We start from the raw sequence: 14,103 nt of genomic DNA on the forward strand, positions 1-14,103 counted from the left end.
CGGCTTCAGCCTTCCTGCGCGTAGACGGTGCACGAGGACGTGCAGGTCTCCGCCACGCGGATGCGCGCGACGGTGGCGCCGGGCACGTTCACCCGCTCGAAGAGCCACGCGGCCAGGAGCTCGCTCGTGGGGTTCTCCAGGCCCGGGACGTCGTTGAGCAGCCGGTGGTCCAACTGGGCGTGCAGCGGCTGCCAGGCGGCGTTCAGCTCCGCGAAGTCCACGATCCACCCGAACCGCGGGTGCACGGGGCCGCGCAGGGTGATTTCGATGCGGTAGCTGTGGCCGTGCACACGCGAGCACTTGTGCCCTTCCGGAACGTGGGGCAGGCGGTGCGCGGCCTCGAAGGTGAACTCCTTCGAGATTTCAGTGACGAGGGCGGGCTTCTTCACGGATACGGGCTCCATGCGGCGGCCTTGTATCCGCGTTCCCCCCCTGCGTCCACGGGTCGTCTCAGGGGGCGGACACTCAGACGCCGAGTACGGCTCCCAGCCGTGCGAGCACGCCCGGCCAGCCCGGCTTCATCCCCTCGAAGGCGCGGCGGCCCATGGGCGAGTCCAGGTTGAAGCCCTCGTGGATGAGCGTGAGCCGCGTCCCCGCGCCCTCTGGCTGAAGGCGCCAGGTGAGGGTCGTGTCGAGCACGCCCGTGGCGAAGCGGTACTGGAGGAGCCGCTCCGGCTCCACGGCCAGCACCTCGCACGGCTGCTGGCCCCAGGGACCCATGTCGAGCGTGAAGCGGTGGCCCACGACGGGCCGCACGTCTCCCGCGGCCCACCACTTCGCGTGCAGCGCCGGGTCCGTCAATGCCTTCCACACGGCGGAGGGCGGATGGGCATACACATGGTCCAGTTGAATGACGGCGGGGGGATTCATTTGCGTGACTCCTCGTCGAGCACGTCCTCGAGCGCGGCGAGCCGCTGCTTCCAGTAGTGCGTGAAGGCCTTGAGCCAGTCTTCCACCTCCGACAATGGACGCGGATCCAGGTGGTAATAGCGCTCGCGGCCGCGTGGCTCCTCGCGCACGAGCCGTGCCTTGCGCAGCACCTGCAGGTGTTCGGACACGGCGGGGCGGCCCAGGTCGAAGCCGCTCGCCAGGTCGTTCACCGCGCGCGGCCCCTTGCGCAATTGCAGCAGGATTTCCCGGCGCACCGGATTGGAGAGCGCCGAAAAGACATCCAGGTCGGACATGGATGGGATTGATACGTCGGAACTATCCGACGCGTCAAGAGGCGTCGGAAATCTCCGACGTGTCAGCGGACGCCCGTGACGGGAGGGCTACCGGCGGGCGGCGCGCGCCTGCGTGAGGGGGGCGCGCTGTTCCCGGCGGACGGGGAGCCTCAGCAGCTGGGCGTAGCGCGCGAGCCGGTCCTCGAAGCGCCGGGCGTCCCGGCCCCAGTGCACGACGACGTTGCGCTCCGGGTCCTTCCGGTGCGTCAGCGCGATGCCGTACTCGTCCTGCGCGCCAATCCAGTCCGGGTGGTGGCGCCGCTCGCAGTCGAGCCCCACGTAGTGCTCCAGGGGCTCGCTCCAGGTGAAGGCGCGCAGGGCTCCGCTGCCGCGCAGGGACACCTGGGAGTCCGTCACGACCACCTCCAGCCGGGTGAGGACACACCGCAGGAGGAGCGTCACGGACACGAGGAAGCCCAGCACCACCCCCAGCGGCAGCCCCCACTCCTCGCGCAGCCGGTCCAGGGACAGGTCCTGGTCCAGCGCGTAGGCGGCGGGGAGCACGGCGAAGAGCACCAGACCGAGCAGGGGCCACACGACCTGTCCGGCCAGCGGACGCGTGTGGAAGCGCAGCGGGAGGTCGCCTCCCATGTCCATCTTCCGTGGGACCGGGGAGAGCACTTCGAAGAAGGACATGGACCAGGCGTCTCGGGAGGAGCGGGCGGAGGATGTCTGCCTTTGCGTCAAGCTCAACATGGCCGTGGACGTGCTGTCCACGGCTTGCCGGGTTGTCCTGGAGTCGCCGGCAATGGCCAGGCGTCGGATTCACCCCAGGGGCGTGCCAGGACCCAGGGCCCGGGCTGGGTGGAGCTGACGGCGGTACGCGGCGGGCGTGTGGCCCACGTGCCGCTTGAAGGCCTTGCCAAAGGCGCTGTCCGTTTCGTAGCCCACCGCCTCCGCGATGGCGGTCATGGACGCATCGCTCTCCGCCATCAGCCGCGTGGCGGTGTGCATCCGCCACTGCGTGAGGTACGTCAGGGGGCTCTCTCCAATGACTTGCTGGAAGCGCGCCGCGAACGTCGAGCGCGACATGCCAGCCAGCCTCGCCATGGCCTCCACCGTCCACGGGTGCTGGGGACGCTCGTGCAGTTGCTGGAGGACACGGCCCAGTTGCGCGTCCTCCAGCGCCCGGAGCCAGCCGCTCTTGCCTTCGGGGAACGCCTCGACGTGCATGCGCAGCGCGTGGATGAACAGGACGTCCGCGAGCCGGGTGGCGACCAGCTCGTGCCCCGGCCGGCCGGCTTCCATCTCCGAGGCGACGAGCTGGATGACGGACTCCACCTGTCGCGTGGCGCCGCTTCCGTCGCCCCGGACGTGGAGGACCCGGGGCAGGCCCACGAGGAGCCGGTCGAGCCACGCTCCCGCGAACCCGAAGCTGAAGGAGATGAGCGTCGTCTGGAGCCCGTCTCCTCCATGGCGCAGGACACCGCCGCAGCGGGCGCCGGTCTCCTCGTAGAGCTCCGGCAGGGGGCGCGTGCGCGTCCGGGGTGAGTCGCGGAGGGAGTGGGGCGCGTTGCCCAGGATGAAGACCCAGTCGCCCGCCGCGAGCGCGCTGCGCTGGCCCTCCATCTCCAGCCAGCAGCTGCCGCGCGTCACCGCGTGGAAGAAGCCCGGGTGCCCCAGGTCAAGCTTCAGTCCCCACGGCGCGCTCAGCTCCAGCCGTCCGTACACCTCCGTCTTCAACCGCAGGCTGCGAAGCGAATCCGCCAGGACATCCATCTCGAGCGCTCCCTTCGGACGATTGGACGAGAAACACGGAGCTTCGCACATGGAACGTCCAGCGTCGCGGGACTACCCATCGGCCTGGAGAAAGGACGCTTCCATGACCATGACATCGACACAGACGCGCTCGCGGACCTTCCACCTGCTTCGGGCCGGAGGGGCCGCGGCCGTTCCCCTCGTGGGCCTCGCGACCCTCGCGGTGCTCGCGGCGCCGCACGTCCGCGGCATCGGGTTCTTCCCGGTGCTTCGCTTCGCGGTCATCGCGCCCGCGTGCCTGCTCGTTTCCGTGACGGTGGCCTTGCTGTATCCCGCGCTCGCGGCGCGGGTACCGCGCCCGAGGCTCACGCTGTCGCTGGGGCTCGTGGGGCTCTCGCTGCTGATCCTTGGCGGGATGGTCCTGGGAGGACCGGCGGGCCTGGTGGTCGCGGCGGCTCCCGCGATGCTCGCGGTCGCTGTCGCCGTGTCGTGGCTCGTTCCTCGCTTCGTGGTCCGTCCCCGGTGGTCACGCGTGGGCACCGCCACGCTCCTCCTGCTGGGTCTGCTGGAGGCCGGGGCGTTCGTCCGGGCGGTGTCGAGTGAGCGGGCATCCCCCACGCGCGCGCTGACGGACGCAGGCTCCCGGTTCGTCACGCTGCCGGGCGGCGCGCGCATCCACTACGTGGATGAAGGGCAGGGGGAGACGCTGCTCTTCCTTCATGGCAATCCCGCCTGGTCGTATCAGTGGCGCGAGCTGATCCGCGGGCTGCGCGGTTCGTACCGCTGCATCGCGCTCGACTACCCGGGCTTCGGCCTGTCCGAGGCTCCGGTGGGTTTTGGCTTCACGCCCCGGGAGCAGAGCCTCGTGGTCGAGGCGTTCGTCGAGCAGCTCCAGTTGCGTGACGTGACGCTGGTCATGCAGGACTGGGGTGGCCCGATTGGACTCGGCTTCGCGGGACGCAGGCCGGAGCTCGTGAAGCGCATGGTGCTGGGCAGCACCTGGGCCTGGCCCACGAGCACGGGCGAGCCTCGCGGCATCTTCTCCGTCATCGCGGGTGGACCCGTGGGCGAGTTCCTCCAGCTGAACTTCAACGGCTTCGCGTCCTTCGGCATCCAGAACGGCGTCACCCGTGAACTGCCCACCGACGTGTTGGAGGCCTATCTACGGCCCTTCGTCCCCCTGGAGCGTCGGGGCATCGCGGCCTTCTACCCGGGGCAGATCACCGCCGCGACGGCGTACTTCCAGGAGGTCGAGGCGGGCCTGCCGCGTCTGGCGGACAAGGATGCCCTCCTCTTCTGGGCGCACCTGGACCAGGGCTTCCCCCGCCGCGACACCGAGCACTTCGAGAAAATCTTCCCGAAGCACCGGACGGTGGAGCTTCCCAATGCCAACCACTTCTTCTTCGAGGACACGGCGGAGCAGGTGGTCGCGGAGGTTCGCGCGTTCATGCCCGCGGCCCGTCCCTGAGCCGGACGCGTCACCGGGGAGGTCATGGGCGTCTGGCGCACGGGTTGCTAAATGTCGCCACGCCAGCCGGGCAGGGTGCCCGGCCGTGGCTCCCTGGCCGCGATGCTCCCCGACTCTTCCCACCCGCTCGCGGCACCCGGCCCACGGCGCGGCTTCCTGGCCACTGCCGTCCTCGTGCTGCTGTGTCTGCCGCTGCCCGTGCCCCTGCCTCCGCCAGTGTCGTCGCCGCCCCGGCTCGTGCTCTGGGCCTGGGAGCGGCCGGAGGACCTGCGCTTCCTGGAGGGGCACGCGGTGGATGTTGCGTTCCTGCTCGCGACGCTCGACCTCACCGAGGAGGACGTCCACGTGCTGCCACGCCGGCAGCCGCTTCGCGTTCCGTCCGGCACCGCATTGAAGGCCACCGTGCGGTTGCAGATGCTTCCAGGGAGCTCGTTCGCGCGCTTCGGACCGGAGCGCCTGGAGGCCCTGGCCGGGCACCTGGATTCGCTTGTGCGCCGCCGCCCTGACGTGACGGCGTTGCAGCTCGACTTCGATGCCCGCGCGTCCGAGCACGACGCCTACGTCGACCTGCTCCAGCGGCTGCGTGCGCGCCTGCCTCCGGGGATGCCGCTGTCCATCACGGGGCTCGCGTCGTGGTGTGTGCCCGGCAGCTGGATTGTCCGCGCGCCCGTGGACGAAGTGGTGCCACAGCTCTTCCGCATGGGCCCGGAGGGGCCGGTCTGGCGTGCGCGTTTCGCGCGCGGCTTGCCCCGCCCGTGCGCGGGCAGCATGGGCCTGGCAATGGATGAGTGGCAGCCCGTGCCGCCTGGCATCTCGACCCTCTACCTCTTCAACCCCCGGCCGTGGACGCCCGATGCGTTCGCTCGCGCCGTGGGGGAGACCCGACCATGAAGAACGCAAAGACAGTCCTGGGGCTCGTGGGCCTCGCGGTCCTGCTACCTCCCGTCATCGCCGACGCCTGCGGGCCCGACCTGGGACCCGAGCCCCGCTTCCACGTCATCGACCACCCCGACCGGCCCTTCGAGACCTACGCGGCCGGCGGCCTGGGCGTCCTTCGCCGCACCTTCGATGGGCGATACCTCGCCTTCGCCTATCGCTCGATGATGGGCATCCCCACCACGGCCGGTGAGCAGAAGCACCTGGTGGCTGGGTGGGTGGACGTGGAGTCCCGCTATGGGCCGGACCCGAGCTGGGCCCGCGAACAGTGGACCGCCGTCCGGCAGGAGGTCGCGCCCTTCAAGGACCTGCCACAGGTGGACCCTCTCCAGGTGGCGGAGGCCTCCAATGATGCCTACATCCACGGCGATGCCTTCCTGCATGCCGCGGCCACGGCCCGCGCGCTCGCGAAGGAATGGAAGCAGCGCCCGGCCCTGCTGAAGGAATGGGTGGTCCACCAGGATTCCGTCTTCAGCAAGGCCTGCACCCTGGCCGACCCGGAGCCGGGTCTCGAGGAGTCGCTGACGCCACGGGAGCAAGCGCGCCGCAAGGCCGAGCGCGACTACCAGGCCGCGGCCATGCACCTGTACTGCGGGAGGTTCGACTCGGCGGCGGAGGCCTTCCAGGCCATTGCCAACACGGCGGACTCCCCCCACCGGACGCTCGCCGCGTACCTCGTGGCGCGCACCCGCGTGCGCGAGGCGATGTCCGCCCAGGAAGACGGCGACCTCGCGGAGCGCGAGCACGACGAGGCCTCGCTCGCGCGCTTCACCCGGGCGGAGGCGGCCATCCAGGCGGTGCTCGCGGATCCGAAGCTGCGCGAAGTGCACGGCCCCGCGCAACGCCTGCGGGTCCTCGTGCGCTGGCGCCTGTCGCCGGGTGCCCTGCGGTGTGAGCTGTTCTCGCGGGTGCTGGAGAAGGGGACGGGCTCCGCGCTGGAGTCGGAGCTGGCCAACATCTCGACGGGCCCGGACGACAACGCCCTCTCGTGCCCGGGGCTGAAGCCTCAAGCGGCGGAGCTCTTCGCGTGGCTCCAGCTCATGGCCGCCCCCGTCCCCGAGGAGTCCGATGCTCCGGAGGCGCCGTGGCCCGCGAAGACCCACGTGACCGCCGTGGCCCGCTGGAAGAAGTCCGGGCATCAGCCCTGGCTCGTGCTGGCGCTGCTGTCGGCCCGCGCGGACTCACCGGAGGTGCTCGCGCTGCTCGCGGACGCGGCGGCGGTGCCGTTGGAGTCTCCCGCGGGCATGACGCTCGCGTGGCGCTCCGTGCAGTTGCTGCGGGAGCGGGGACAGCTGGCGGAGGCCCGCGCGCGGCTGGACGCCATTCCCCTGGAGCGGGTGCGCGACCTGCCGTCCACGGACAACGCCCTGCGGGAGGAGCGGCTGCACCTGGCGAACACCTGGGACGAGGCGCTGCGCAACGCGGCTCAGTTCCGGGTGGACGAGTTCGTCGCGGTCCCCCATCAGGACTGGAATGCCCCGACGCAGGAGACCGCACCCATGGGGCTCAGCACCGCGCGGGCGTCCTTCCTGGAGACCCATGTCCCCACGCGCCGGCTGCGTGAGTGGGCCGCGCTTCCGTCAGTGAGCCCCGAGCTGCGCCGGCAACTGTCGTGGGCCGTGTTGGCCCGCGCCGCCGTGGTGGGTGACGACGCGGTCCTCAAGGCCCAGGCTGCCACGCTCGCGGAGTCGGAGCCCACGGCGCGCGCGGAGCTGCTGGCCCTGGCGGGGCGGCCCTCGGCGGAGGAGCGCCTCTTCGACGCGCGGCTGCTCATCATGGGGCTGCCGGTCGTCTCCGCGAGGCTGGAGCCCGGCAGGGACCGCCTGGCGGATGTCTCCCCGAAGCTGGACCTCACGCAGGACATGAGCTGGTACCGGAACGGGTGGTGCGTGCCGGGGCCAAAGAACCTGGGGGAGGCCCCCCTGAAGACGCCGCTCCCGTTCGCGAGCCCGGAGGAGCGGGCGGACGCCGCCGCGGAGTGGAAGGCGCTCAACGAGGCGGGCAACTCCGTGGCCTTCTTCTCCCGCGTGGCATTGGACTGGGCGAAGGCGCACCCGGACGACCCGCGCTCACCCATCGCGCTGTACCGCGCGGTCCGCTCCAGCAAGCGCGGCTGCGGCCAGAACACCCCAGAGGCGAAGAAGGCCTTCGCCTTCCTCCACAAGCAGTACGGCAAGACGGAGTGGGCGCGCAAAACACCCTACGTCTACTGAGGCGGGGGCATCCGTCCTACGATGCCGTCGGCATGATGACGCTACGGACGCGAAGACGGGCAGCGGTTCCCACCGTCGTGGGGCTGTTGATGCTGCTCGTCTTCGTCTACTGGCCGGTGCTCGGCGGTTACCTGTTGGCGGGCCGGGATTTGTTCCGCATCTTCTTCCCGGACTCTGCCTTCCTGCTGGAGTCACTACGCGCGGGCGAAATGCCCCTGTGGAACCCCTATCTGCGCCTGGGCCAGCCGTTCGCGGCGACCCTCTATTCGCAGGTGTACTACCCGCCTCGCTGGGCTGCCGTTCTGCTCACGGGCCCCATCGTGTCCATGACGGTGATGCAGTTGGGGCACGTCGTGCTCGCGGCGGTGGGCGTGTTCCTGCTGTGCCGGAGGCTGCGGGCTTCCTGGTCAGCGGCCGTCGTCGCGGGCACCACGTTCGGGCTGTCGGCGCTGATGACGCGGCTGGGGACCCAGCAGAATGTCGTCGACGCCGCGGCCTGGAGCGGCTTCATCGTTGGCGCCGCGCTCGACCTGCAACGCCGCCCGGGGCGCGGTCCCCTGGCGTGGCTGGCCGTGTACGGCGCGCTGTCCCTCTTCGCTGGTTCGCCGGAGACCACGCTGTGGCAGGGGTTGGTCGCAGTGCTGGCCGCGGGGGGCGCGCCCTGGCGCGGGCCGGAGGCTCGCGTGCGCTCGGTGGCTCTCGTGACGGCGGGCTTCGCGCTGGCGGCGCTGCTCGCCGCGGTGGCGCTGCTGCCCACCGCCGAGTTCGCGAGGCACTCCCTTCGCGCGCAGGAGTCCTGGCGCTGGCCGCTCGTCTGGTCCATGTCGTGGCCCCAGGTGCTATCCGCGATGTGGCCGCTCGCGGACTGGCCCCGGGACCGCTACTGGGGCGAGGATCAGTGGTTCATCCTCAGCGTCTTCTTGGGGACGCTCCCCTGCGCGCTCGCGGCGCTGGGCGCCCTGCGCGGACCCCGGCGGGCCCGGCCCTTTATGATGGCTGCGCTGGTGCTTGTGGCACTGAGCCTGGGCCGGCACTTCGCGCCCGCGGCCTGGGTGCTGCTGCACGTGCCTCCATTCTCCCTCTTCCGCTACCCGGTGAAGTACTTCGTCGGGGCCGCGTTCTGCGTGTCCGTGCTCTCCGCTTTCGGGGTGGATGCCCTGGGGCGGCTCGCGCGGCGCCTGCGTCCTTCGCGCCTGCGCGCGGCCGTGGCCCTGGTGGGCATGGTGGGCGCCATGGCCGCGCTGGGGCCCGTGGCCCGCAACCTGTCCATGCGCGCCTCCGCCGAGGCGGGCGCCCCCTGGGTGCCGCTGTGTCTGGGATTGGCCGCGCTCGTGGTGCTCTGGCCTCGCGGCGGCTTCGCGCGGCCCCGCCAGGTGCGGCAGGGTGTCGCGATGCTCGCGGTGCTGGAGGTGGCGGCCTCGCACGCGCTGCTGGGGCGGCCGGGATACGCCCCCCTGGAGTCACTGCTACGGCCCTTCTCCCTGCGCGTCTTCCTGCCCCAGCCCTACCTGGGACGCATCAGCGTGGACATCCAGGGCCCCGAGGATCCCTCGCGCGATGGCACGGGGAATACCGTCGAGCGCAGTCTCGAACAGCTCATCCCCAACCGCTTCGTCGAGGCGCGCCTGCCCGCCCTGGAGGGCTCGGGGGCCCCCGAGCCCTTGTACTCGGAGGTCTTCCACGACGCGGGCCAACGGACTGTCTTCGACCTGGTGGGCGTCACCCACTATCTGCGTAACGGGCCACCGCCCTACGACGACCTGGACTTGCTCCACATGGCGGACGACGGCACCACCCTGTCCCGCTCGCGCACCGCGCTGCCGCGCGCCTTCCTGGTGCAGCGCGCCCGCGTGGTGACGGACGCCGAGGCGCTCGCGGCGGTGATGGAGGACTCCCAACCCTTCCGGCACACGGCCTTCCTCGCTTCGGGAGCGCCGCTGGATCTGCCCTCGTGCACGGGTTCCGTGGAGTGGACGCTTCAGGGCGCCCAGCATCAAGAGTTGAAGGTGGAGGCCTGCGACGAGAGCTACCTCGTCGTGTCCGACAGCCACTACCCCGGCTGGACCGCGACGGTGGACGGGCAGGACGCCCCCATCCACCGGGCAGACCTGGCGCTACGGGCCGTGCGGCTGCCGCGCGGAGCCCACACGGTCCGCTTCGACTACCGGCCGCTCAGCTTCCGCCTGGGCCTGACCCTGTCCCTGCTCAGCGGGCTGGGGCTCGCGGCAGTGATGCGCTGGCGTCCGCGGGCGCAATGACGCCCGGGCTCACTTCCGGGGCCTCACGACGCGGAGGAGCTTCCGCTGGAGGATCCGGTGGCGCGCCTCCTCGGTCAGGCGCGTGGACTTCACCTCCAGGTAGATGGAGGGATGGTCCGAGTAGAACTTCCCCTCGGACTTCAGGTGCCGGGAGCCGCTCGCGCCCATCAGGCCGGACATGCCGGGGCCCACCAACTCCAGGTCTTCCGTGTCCGCCTGGTAGAGGCCCATGTAATGGGCAGTGCCGGTGGAGTTCGAGTACTGCTGGTGGAAGCGCGGGATGGCCGCCGTGCTCTTGTGGGGCAGCATGTACGTGGGCCGGGTCTCCGGCCGGCCGTCGACGTAGACGCCCCGGCTGCCCTGGGTCGTCTCCTGAAGGTCCATGTTGAAGTCGCCCACCATCACCTGGATGCCCTCGGACGCGCAGAAGGCCTGCAAGGCATTGCGCTCCACGAGCCGCTCCTGCGCGTTGGAGCCCGTCAGCGACGCGCGCAGGTGCACCCCGGCCACCGTCAGCGAATGGCCATGCGAGTTCCCCAGCGTCACCTTGAGGATGTACTCGTCCTTGGCCTTCAGCTTCGCCTGGATGGACGCCGTGTTGCGCGTGACGGTGCGGGCCTCCAGGTAGAAGCCGTCGTCCTTCGTGGGGTCCACCTGCCGGTCGATGTCCTCGCGCAGGTAGAGGGCGACCTCGTTGACGTGCTTGATGCCCTTGACCGTCGTGTCGTCAATCAGGTGCCTGCGGACGTAGGACATCCCCAGGCCGGAGACGTCGATGCGGTCCGGGAACGGCGAGCCCGTGGGGTTCTCCGACAGGAAGATGAAGACGGGGTAGTGCTTGTAGCCCCGCAGGTTCCGCTCGATGCGCTTCCTGCGCTTGTCGCTCCACTGCGACGTGTCCACCCCCGGCCCGTTGCTCTCCAGCCATGACTGGAAGTTGTCGTCATGGTCCTCGTCGCGGACGTGCATGTCGCGGATGAGGTCGCACTCCTGCTCCACGATGTCCGCGAGCTTCGCCGCGATGTCCGGCCCCTGGAGGAAGTCGCTGGGGGCCAGGCCCGGGACGAGCGGGGCCGCGAGGTTCGCGCCGTCCACCCGCATGCCGCTGGCATCGAACGAGGCGTTCAGCCCCTTCACGCCCTGGGTGGTGTTGGCCTTGTAGAACTTCTTCGCGGCGTCGAAGGGGATGAAGAGGATGGAGACCCGCATGAGGGTCGAAACGTCATATCCCTCATCGAATTCGCGCTTCGGCATGGCGGGCCCCGGAGTGAGTCTAGCAGTCCTGCCGGATTCAGCGGTGGGGGGCCGCTCCATTTCGCAGCAGCAGCGCGGCGCGGTGGATGGCGGCGCGGATGCGGACGTAGGTGCCGCAGCGGCAGACGTTGTCGCTCATGGCGGCGTCGATGTCCGCGTCGGACGGCTGGGGGTTTCTCCGCAGCAGCGCGACGGCGGCCATGATCTGCCCCGGCTGGCAGAAGCCACATTGGGCCACGTCCTCGGTGATCCACGCCTGCTGCACGGGGTGCAGCCCCGTCGCGCCCGCGAGCCCTTCGATGGTCCTTACGTCGCGGCCCGCGATGTCCCCGACGGAGTGGAGGCAGGGACGGAAGGCTTCACCATCCAGGTGGCTGGTGCACGCGCCACAGACGCCCACGCCGCAGCCGTACTTGGGGCCGGTGATGCCCAGCATGTCGCGCAGCACCCACAAGAGGGGCAGGTCCGCGGGCGACTCCACCGACACCGGCTGACCGTTGAGGAGGAAGGAATGGGCCGGCATGGTCAGGCTCCCTCGTCGAGGATGGGGAAGCGGGTGGGCATGACGCCCGTTGCCCGGGCGATGGCGTTGGCCAGGGCCGCCGCCGCGCTGGGGTAGCCCAGCTCTCCCACGCCGCCCACGCGGTCGTCGGAGCGCACCAGATGCACCTGGATGGCGGCGGGCGTGTGCTTCATCCGCAGCCACCGGTAGTCCGCGAAGCTGCCCTCGCGCACGGCGCCCGCGTCGATGTGGAGCCCGGCGCTCAGCGTGGTGGACATCGCGTCCACCGCCGCGCCTTGCAGCTGCGCCTCGATGCCCTTCGGGTTGATGGGCAGGCCCACGTCCGCGGCGATGACCACGCGCAACACGCGCGGCGTCCCGCTGGTGACGTCCACCTCGACGAGGTGGGCGATGGCGCTGTCCCACTCCTCCAGCACGGCGACGCCTTGCGCGACCCCGGGCGGCAGCGCGCGGCCCCAGGCACCTTCCTGCACCACGCGGTCCAGCACGGCCTTGAGCTTTCGCGAGGTGAGGCGGGAGCGCCGCAGCTCCACCGGATCCCTCTGAAGCTCGCGAGCCAGCTGGTCGACGAAGAGCTCGTTCGCCACGCCCACCTGGCTGGTGAAGACGGAGCGGAAGGAGGCGGTGGGAATGGGGAGCGGAACCTCGGCCAGCTCCTGCGACACCCAACCGAACTGGTAGGGGACGTGCTGGGTGAGCGCGAAGAACACCGCGCTGGTGACCTCCGGCAGGACCTGCCCGGCCAGCGAGGTGAGCAGGTCTCCGAAGCCGTGGGGAAACTCCACGGTGGGGATGGCCGCGCGGTGGTGCCAGCCGAGGATGGAACCTCCCATTCCCAGCGAGGCGAGGATGCGGTGGTGGCTCGCGGGCCGGTAGTGTCCGTGGCGCATCTCATCGTTGCGGCTCCACATCAACTTCACCGGCTTCCCGAGCGCCCGTGAGATGAGCGCGGCCTCCACCGCCGCTTCGGTGAAGAAGCGCCGGCCAAAGCCGCCTCCCGCGCGGATGGGATGCACGGTGACCCGCTGCGGGGTGAGCGCCCAGCCGAGCGCCGCGGCGACCTGGCTCCGCGCGAACTTCGGATCCTGGACGCCGGACCAGATCTCCGCGACGTCGGCCGTCACCCGGGCCACGCAGCTCTGCGTCTCCATGGGGGCGTGCGCGAGGTAGGGAAAGTCGAAGCGTCCCTCCACGACCCGGGTCGTGAGCAGCGGGGGCAGCGGACGGGGACCGATGGCATCGCGCAGCCGGGTCCGGATGTTGGCGTCGGAGAGATGGCTGGCCGGGCCGGGGGACCAGGTCACCTGCAACGCATCGCGCGCGGAGAAGGCCTGCGCGAACGTCTGGGCCGCCACCGCCACGCCCGAGGGAATCCGCACCACGCCCACCACGCCAGGCATGCCCCCGGCGGTGGAGGCATTGAAGGACTGGACCGTGCCGCGCAGCGTGGGAGGCCGCGCCACCACCGTGGGCACAGCGTCCGGAATATCGAGGTCCAGGGTGAAGCGAACCGCGCCGGTGACGATGTCGCGCGCGTCGACGCGCCCCGTGGGCTGACCGACCACCGTGTACTTGCTCGGGGATTTCGGAAGAGGGGAGACCTCCGGCAGCAACACGCGCGCGGCGTCCTCCGCGAGCTCACCGTAGCCGAGCCTTCGGCCGTCGGGGGCGCGCACCTCTCCCTGCGCGGTGGTGAGCGTGAGGGCCAGGACATGCCAGCGGTGCGCGGCGGCGGTGACCAGCCGCGCCCGGGCCTCCGCCGCGGCGGCGCGGAGCGGACCCGCCAGATAGCGCATGGAGGAGGACAGCCCGGTGAGCTGGATGAGCCAGCGCGGATCCGCGTCGGCGGTGTGCACATCCACGGCGTCGAGGCTCGTATCGAGTTCCTCGGCGACGAGCATGGACACGGCGGTGGTGATGCCCTGGCCCATCTCCGTACGGGGCAGGGTGGCGACGACGCGCCCGTCGGTCCGGACGGCGACGTAGAGGTTGAGCGGCGTCTCCTCCGGTGCCGCCGCGGGCTCCGCGGCCTGTGCGGAGGGAAGGTCCAGCCCGCATCGCGCCGCGATCATCAACGTGGGCGAGGCCACCAGCCACGTGAGGAACTTGCGGCGGTCGAAGCCACTGGGAGGTGCTGCATCCGTGGGCAGCGTGTCGGCCATGACGAAAGTGTGTCACGCGGCCAGGACCGCCCCCCAATGCCCTGGCAGGCCCTGTGCGGCACCTGTCACCTGGAACGCGGAAGCATTCAGGACAGGACCTCGGAGGGGCCCGAAACGCCGTGTTGTTTGAGCGAAGCCGACATGCAACGCGGCGCGCGTGGCGGATGCAGGGGCGGGACGTGCACATCGCTTCGGTGGATACTGGTGGCTGGAACCCCCATGGAGGCGGGGTGCGAGGACGGCGGTCATGCGCAGGTGGCTCATCGGTGGCGTGTGGGTCCTGGTCGCGTGCGGCCTCGTGCTGTTCTGGGCGTTACGCTCTGATGGGCCGTCCGCGACCGGAGGCGACTCAGAGGCGACACTCACGC

The 14,103-nt window shown here is 70.8% G+C and carries 12 protein-coding genes; 4 read left to right on the forward strand and 8 right to left on the reverse strand.

The genetic code is table 11. The features are described 5' to 3' along the window. Positions 1–5: 5 nt before the first annotated feature. The 5 genes from queD to KYK13_RS06885 all read right to left on the reverse strand — a co-directional run bounded on the left by queD (position 6) and on the right by KYK13_RS06885 (position 2,942). The gene (gene queD / locus KYK13_RS06865) at positions 6–404 is read right to left on the reverse strand and encodes a 6-carboxytetrahydropterin synthase QueD (RefSeq protein WP_223642898.1); all 399 of its coding nucleotides are present in this window, start codon (positions 402–404) and stop codon (positions 6–8) included. 61 nt (positions 405–465) lie between these two features. Next, a complete protein-coding gene (locus tag KYK13_RS06870; protein ID WP_223642900.1) occupies positions 466–870 on the reverse strand; it encodes an SRPBCC domain-containing protein in 405 nt (134 codons plus the stop codon). Further along, positions 867–1,184, reverse strand: a complete 318-nt coding sequence (locus KYK13_RS06875; RefSeq protein ID WP_223642902.1) for a helix-turn-helix transcriptional regulator — start codon at positions 1,182–1,184, stop codon at positions 867–869. Before KYK13_RS06875 ends, KYK13_RS06870 begins: the two co-directional genes overlap by 4 nt. Positions 1,185–1,271: 87 nt before the next feature. After that, on the reverse strand, positions 1,272–1,814 hold the full coding sequence (locus KYK13_RS06880) for a hypothetical protein (protein ID WP_223642904.1): 543 nt from the start codon (positions 1,812–1,814) through the stop codon (positions 1,272–1,274). Between the two features lie 174 nt (positions 1,815–1,988). Beyond that, entirely contained in the window at positions 1,989–2,942 is a 954-nt protein-coding gene (locus KYK13_RS06885) for an AraC family transcriptional regulator (RefSeq protein ID WP_223642906.1), read from the reverse strand. 109 nt (positions 2,943–3,051) lie between these two features. On the opposite strand from KYK13_RS06885, the gene KYK13_RS06890 reads away from it, so the two are divergent. The 4 genes from KYK13_RS06890 (at position 3,052) to KYK13_RS06905 (ending at position 9,796) form a co-directional block, all read left to right on the forward strand. Then, the gene (locus KYK13_RS06890; protein ID WP_223642908.1) at positions 3,052–4,389 is read left to right on the forward strand and encodes an alpha/beta fold hydrolase; all 1,338 of its coding nucleotides are present in this window, start codon (positions 3,052–3,054) and stop codon (positions 4,387–4,389) included. A gap of 102 nt (positions 4,390–4,491) precedes the next feature. Continuing rightward, the gene (locus tag KYK13_RS06895; RefSeq protein ID WP_223642910.1) at positions 4,492–5,280 is read left to right on the forward strand and encodes a DUF3142 domain-containing protein; all 789 of its coding nucleotides are present in this window, start codon (positions 4,492–4,494) and stop codon (positions 5,278–5,280) included. After that, the gene (locus tag KYK13_RS06900) at positions 5,277–7,538 is read left to right on the forward strand and encodes a hypothetical protein (protein WP_223642912.1); all 2,262 of its coding nucleotides are present in this window, start codon (positions 5,277–5,279) and stop codon (positions 7,536–7,538) included. Before KYK13_RS06895 ends, KYK13_RS06900 begins: the two co-directional genes overlap by 4 nt. Before the next feature lie 32 nt (positions 7,539–7,570). Beyond that, on the forward strand, positions 7,571–9,796 hold the full coding sequence (locus tag KYK13_RS06905; protein WP_223642914.1) for a YfhO family protein: 2,226 nt from the start codon (positions 7,571–7,573) through the stop codon (positions 9,794–9,796). 9 nt (positions 9,797–9,805) lie between these two features. Here the strand turns inward: KYK13_RS06905 and KYK13_RS06910 are convergent, their stop codons facing one another. The 3 genes from KYK13_RS06910 to KYK13_RS06920 form a co-directional block, all read right to left on the reverse strand. Further along, on the reverse strand, positions 9,806–11,005 hold the full coding sequence (locus KYK13_RS06910; RefSeq protein WP_223642916.1) for a hypothetical protein: 1,200 nt from the start codon (positions 11,003–11,005) through the stop codon (positions 9,806–9,808). An 82-nt stretch (positions 11,006–11,087) separates the two neighbouring features. Next, positions 11,088–11,573: a (2Fe-2S)-binding protein gene (locus KYK13_RS06915; RefSeq protein ID WP_223642918.1), complete on the reverse strand. Its 486-nt coding sequence runs from the start codon at positions 11,571–11,573 to the stop codon at positions 11,088–11,090. A gap of 2 nt (positions 11,574–11,575) precedes the next feature. Further along, the gene (locus tag KYK13_RS06920) at positions 11,576–13,735 is read right to left on the reverse strand and encodes a molybdopterin cofactor-binding domain-containing protein (RefSeq protein ID WP_223642920.1); all 2,160 of its coding nucleotides are present in this window, start codon (positions 13,733–13,735) and stop codon (positions 11,576–11,578) included. Positions 13,736–14,103 lie beyond the last annotated feature (368 nt).

The organism is Corallococcus sp. EGB (assembly GCF_019968905.1).
Lineage (GTDB): Bacteria > Myxococcota > Myxococcia > Myxococcales > Myxococcaceae > Corallococcus.

Bases quoted from the DNA above. Each gene is read 5' to 3' on its own strand.
- queD (WP_223642898.1), bottom strand. From the start codon at position 404: ATGGAGCCCGTATCCGTGAAGAAGCCCGCCCTCGTCACTGAAATCTCG.
- KYK13_RS06870 (WP_223642900.1), bottom strand. From the start codon at position 870: ATGAATCCCCCCGCCGTCATTCAACTGGACCATGTGTATGCCCATCCG.
- KYK13_RS06875 (WP_223642902.1), bottom strand. From the start codon at position 1,184: ATGTCCGACCTGGATGTCTTTTCGGCGCTCTCCAATCCGGTGCGCCGG.
- KYK13_RS06880 (WP_223642904.1), bottom strand. From the start codon at position 1,814: ATGGGAGGCGACCTCCCGCTGCGCTTCCACACGCGTCCGCTGGCCGGA.
- KYK13_RS06885 (WP_223642906.1), bottom strand. From the start codon at position 2,942: ATGGATGTCCTGGCGGATTCGCTTCGCAGCCTGCGGTTGAAGACGGAG.
- KYK13_RS06890 (WP_223642908.1), top strand. From the start codon at position 3,052: ATGACATCGACACAGACGCGCTCGCGGACCTTCCACCTGCTTCGGGCC.
- KYK13_RS06895 (WP_223642910.1), top strand. From the start codon at position 4,492: ATGCTCCCCGACTCTTCCCACCCGCTCGCGGCACCCGGCCCACGGCGC.
- KYK13_RS06900 (WP_223642912.1), top strand. From the start codon at position 5,277: ATGAAGAACGCAAAGACAGTCCTGGGGCTCGTGGGCCTCGCGGTCCTG.
- KYK13_RS06905 (WP_223642914.1), top strand. From the start codon at position 7,571: ATGATGACGCTACGGACGCGAAGACGGGCAGCGGTTCCCACCGTCGTG.
- KYK13_RS06910 (WP_223642916.1), bottom strand. From the start codon at position 11,005: ATGCGGGTCTCCATCCTCTTCATCCCCTTCGACGCCGCGAAGAAGTTC.
- KYK13_RS06915 (WP_223642918.1), bottom strand. From the start codon at position 11,573: ATGCCGGCCCATTCCTTCCTCCTCAACGGTCAGCCGGTGTCGGTGGAG.
- KYK13_RS06920 (WP_223642920.1), bottom strand. From the start codon at position 13,735: ATGGCCGACACGCTGCCCACGGATGCAGCACCTCCCAGTGGCTTCGAC.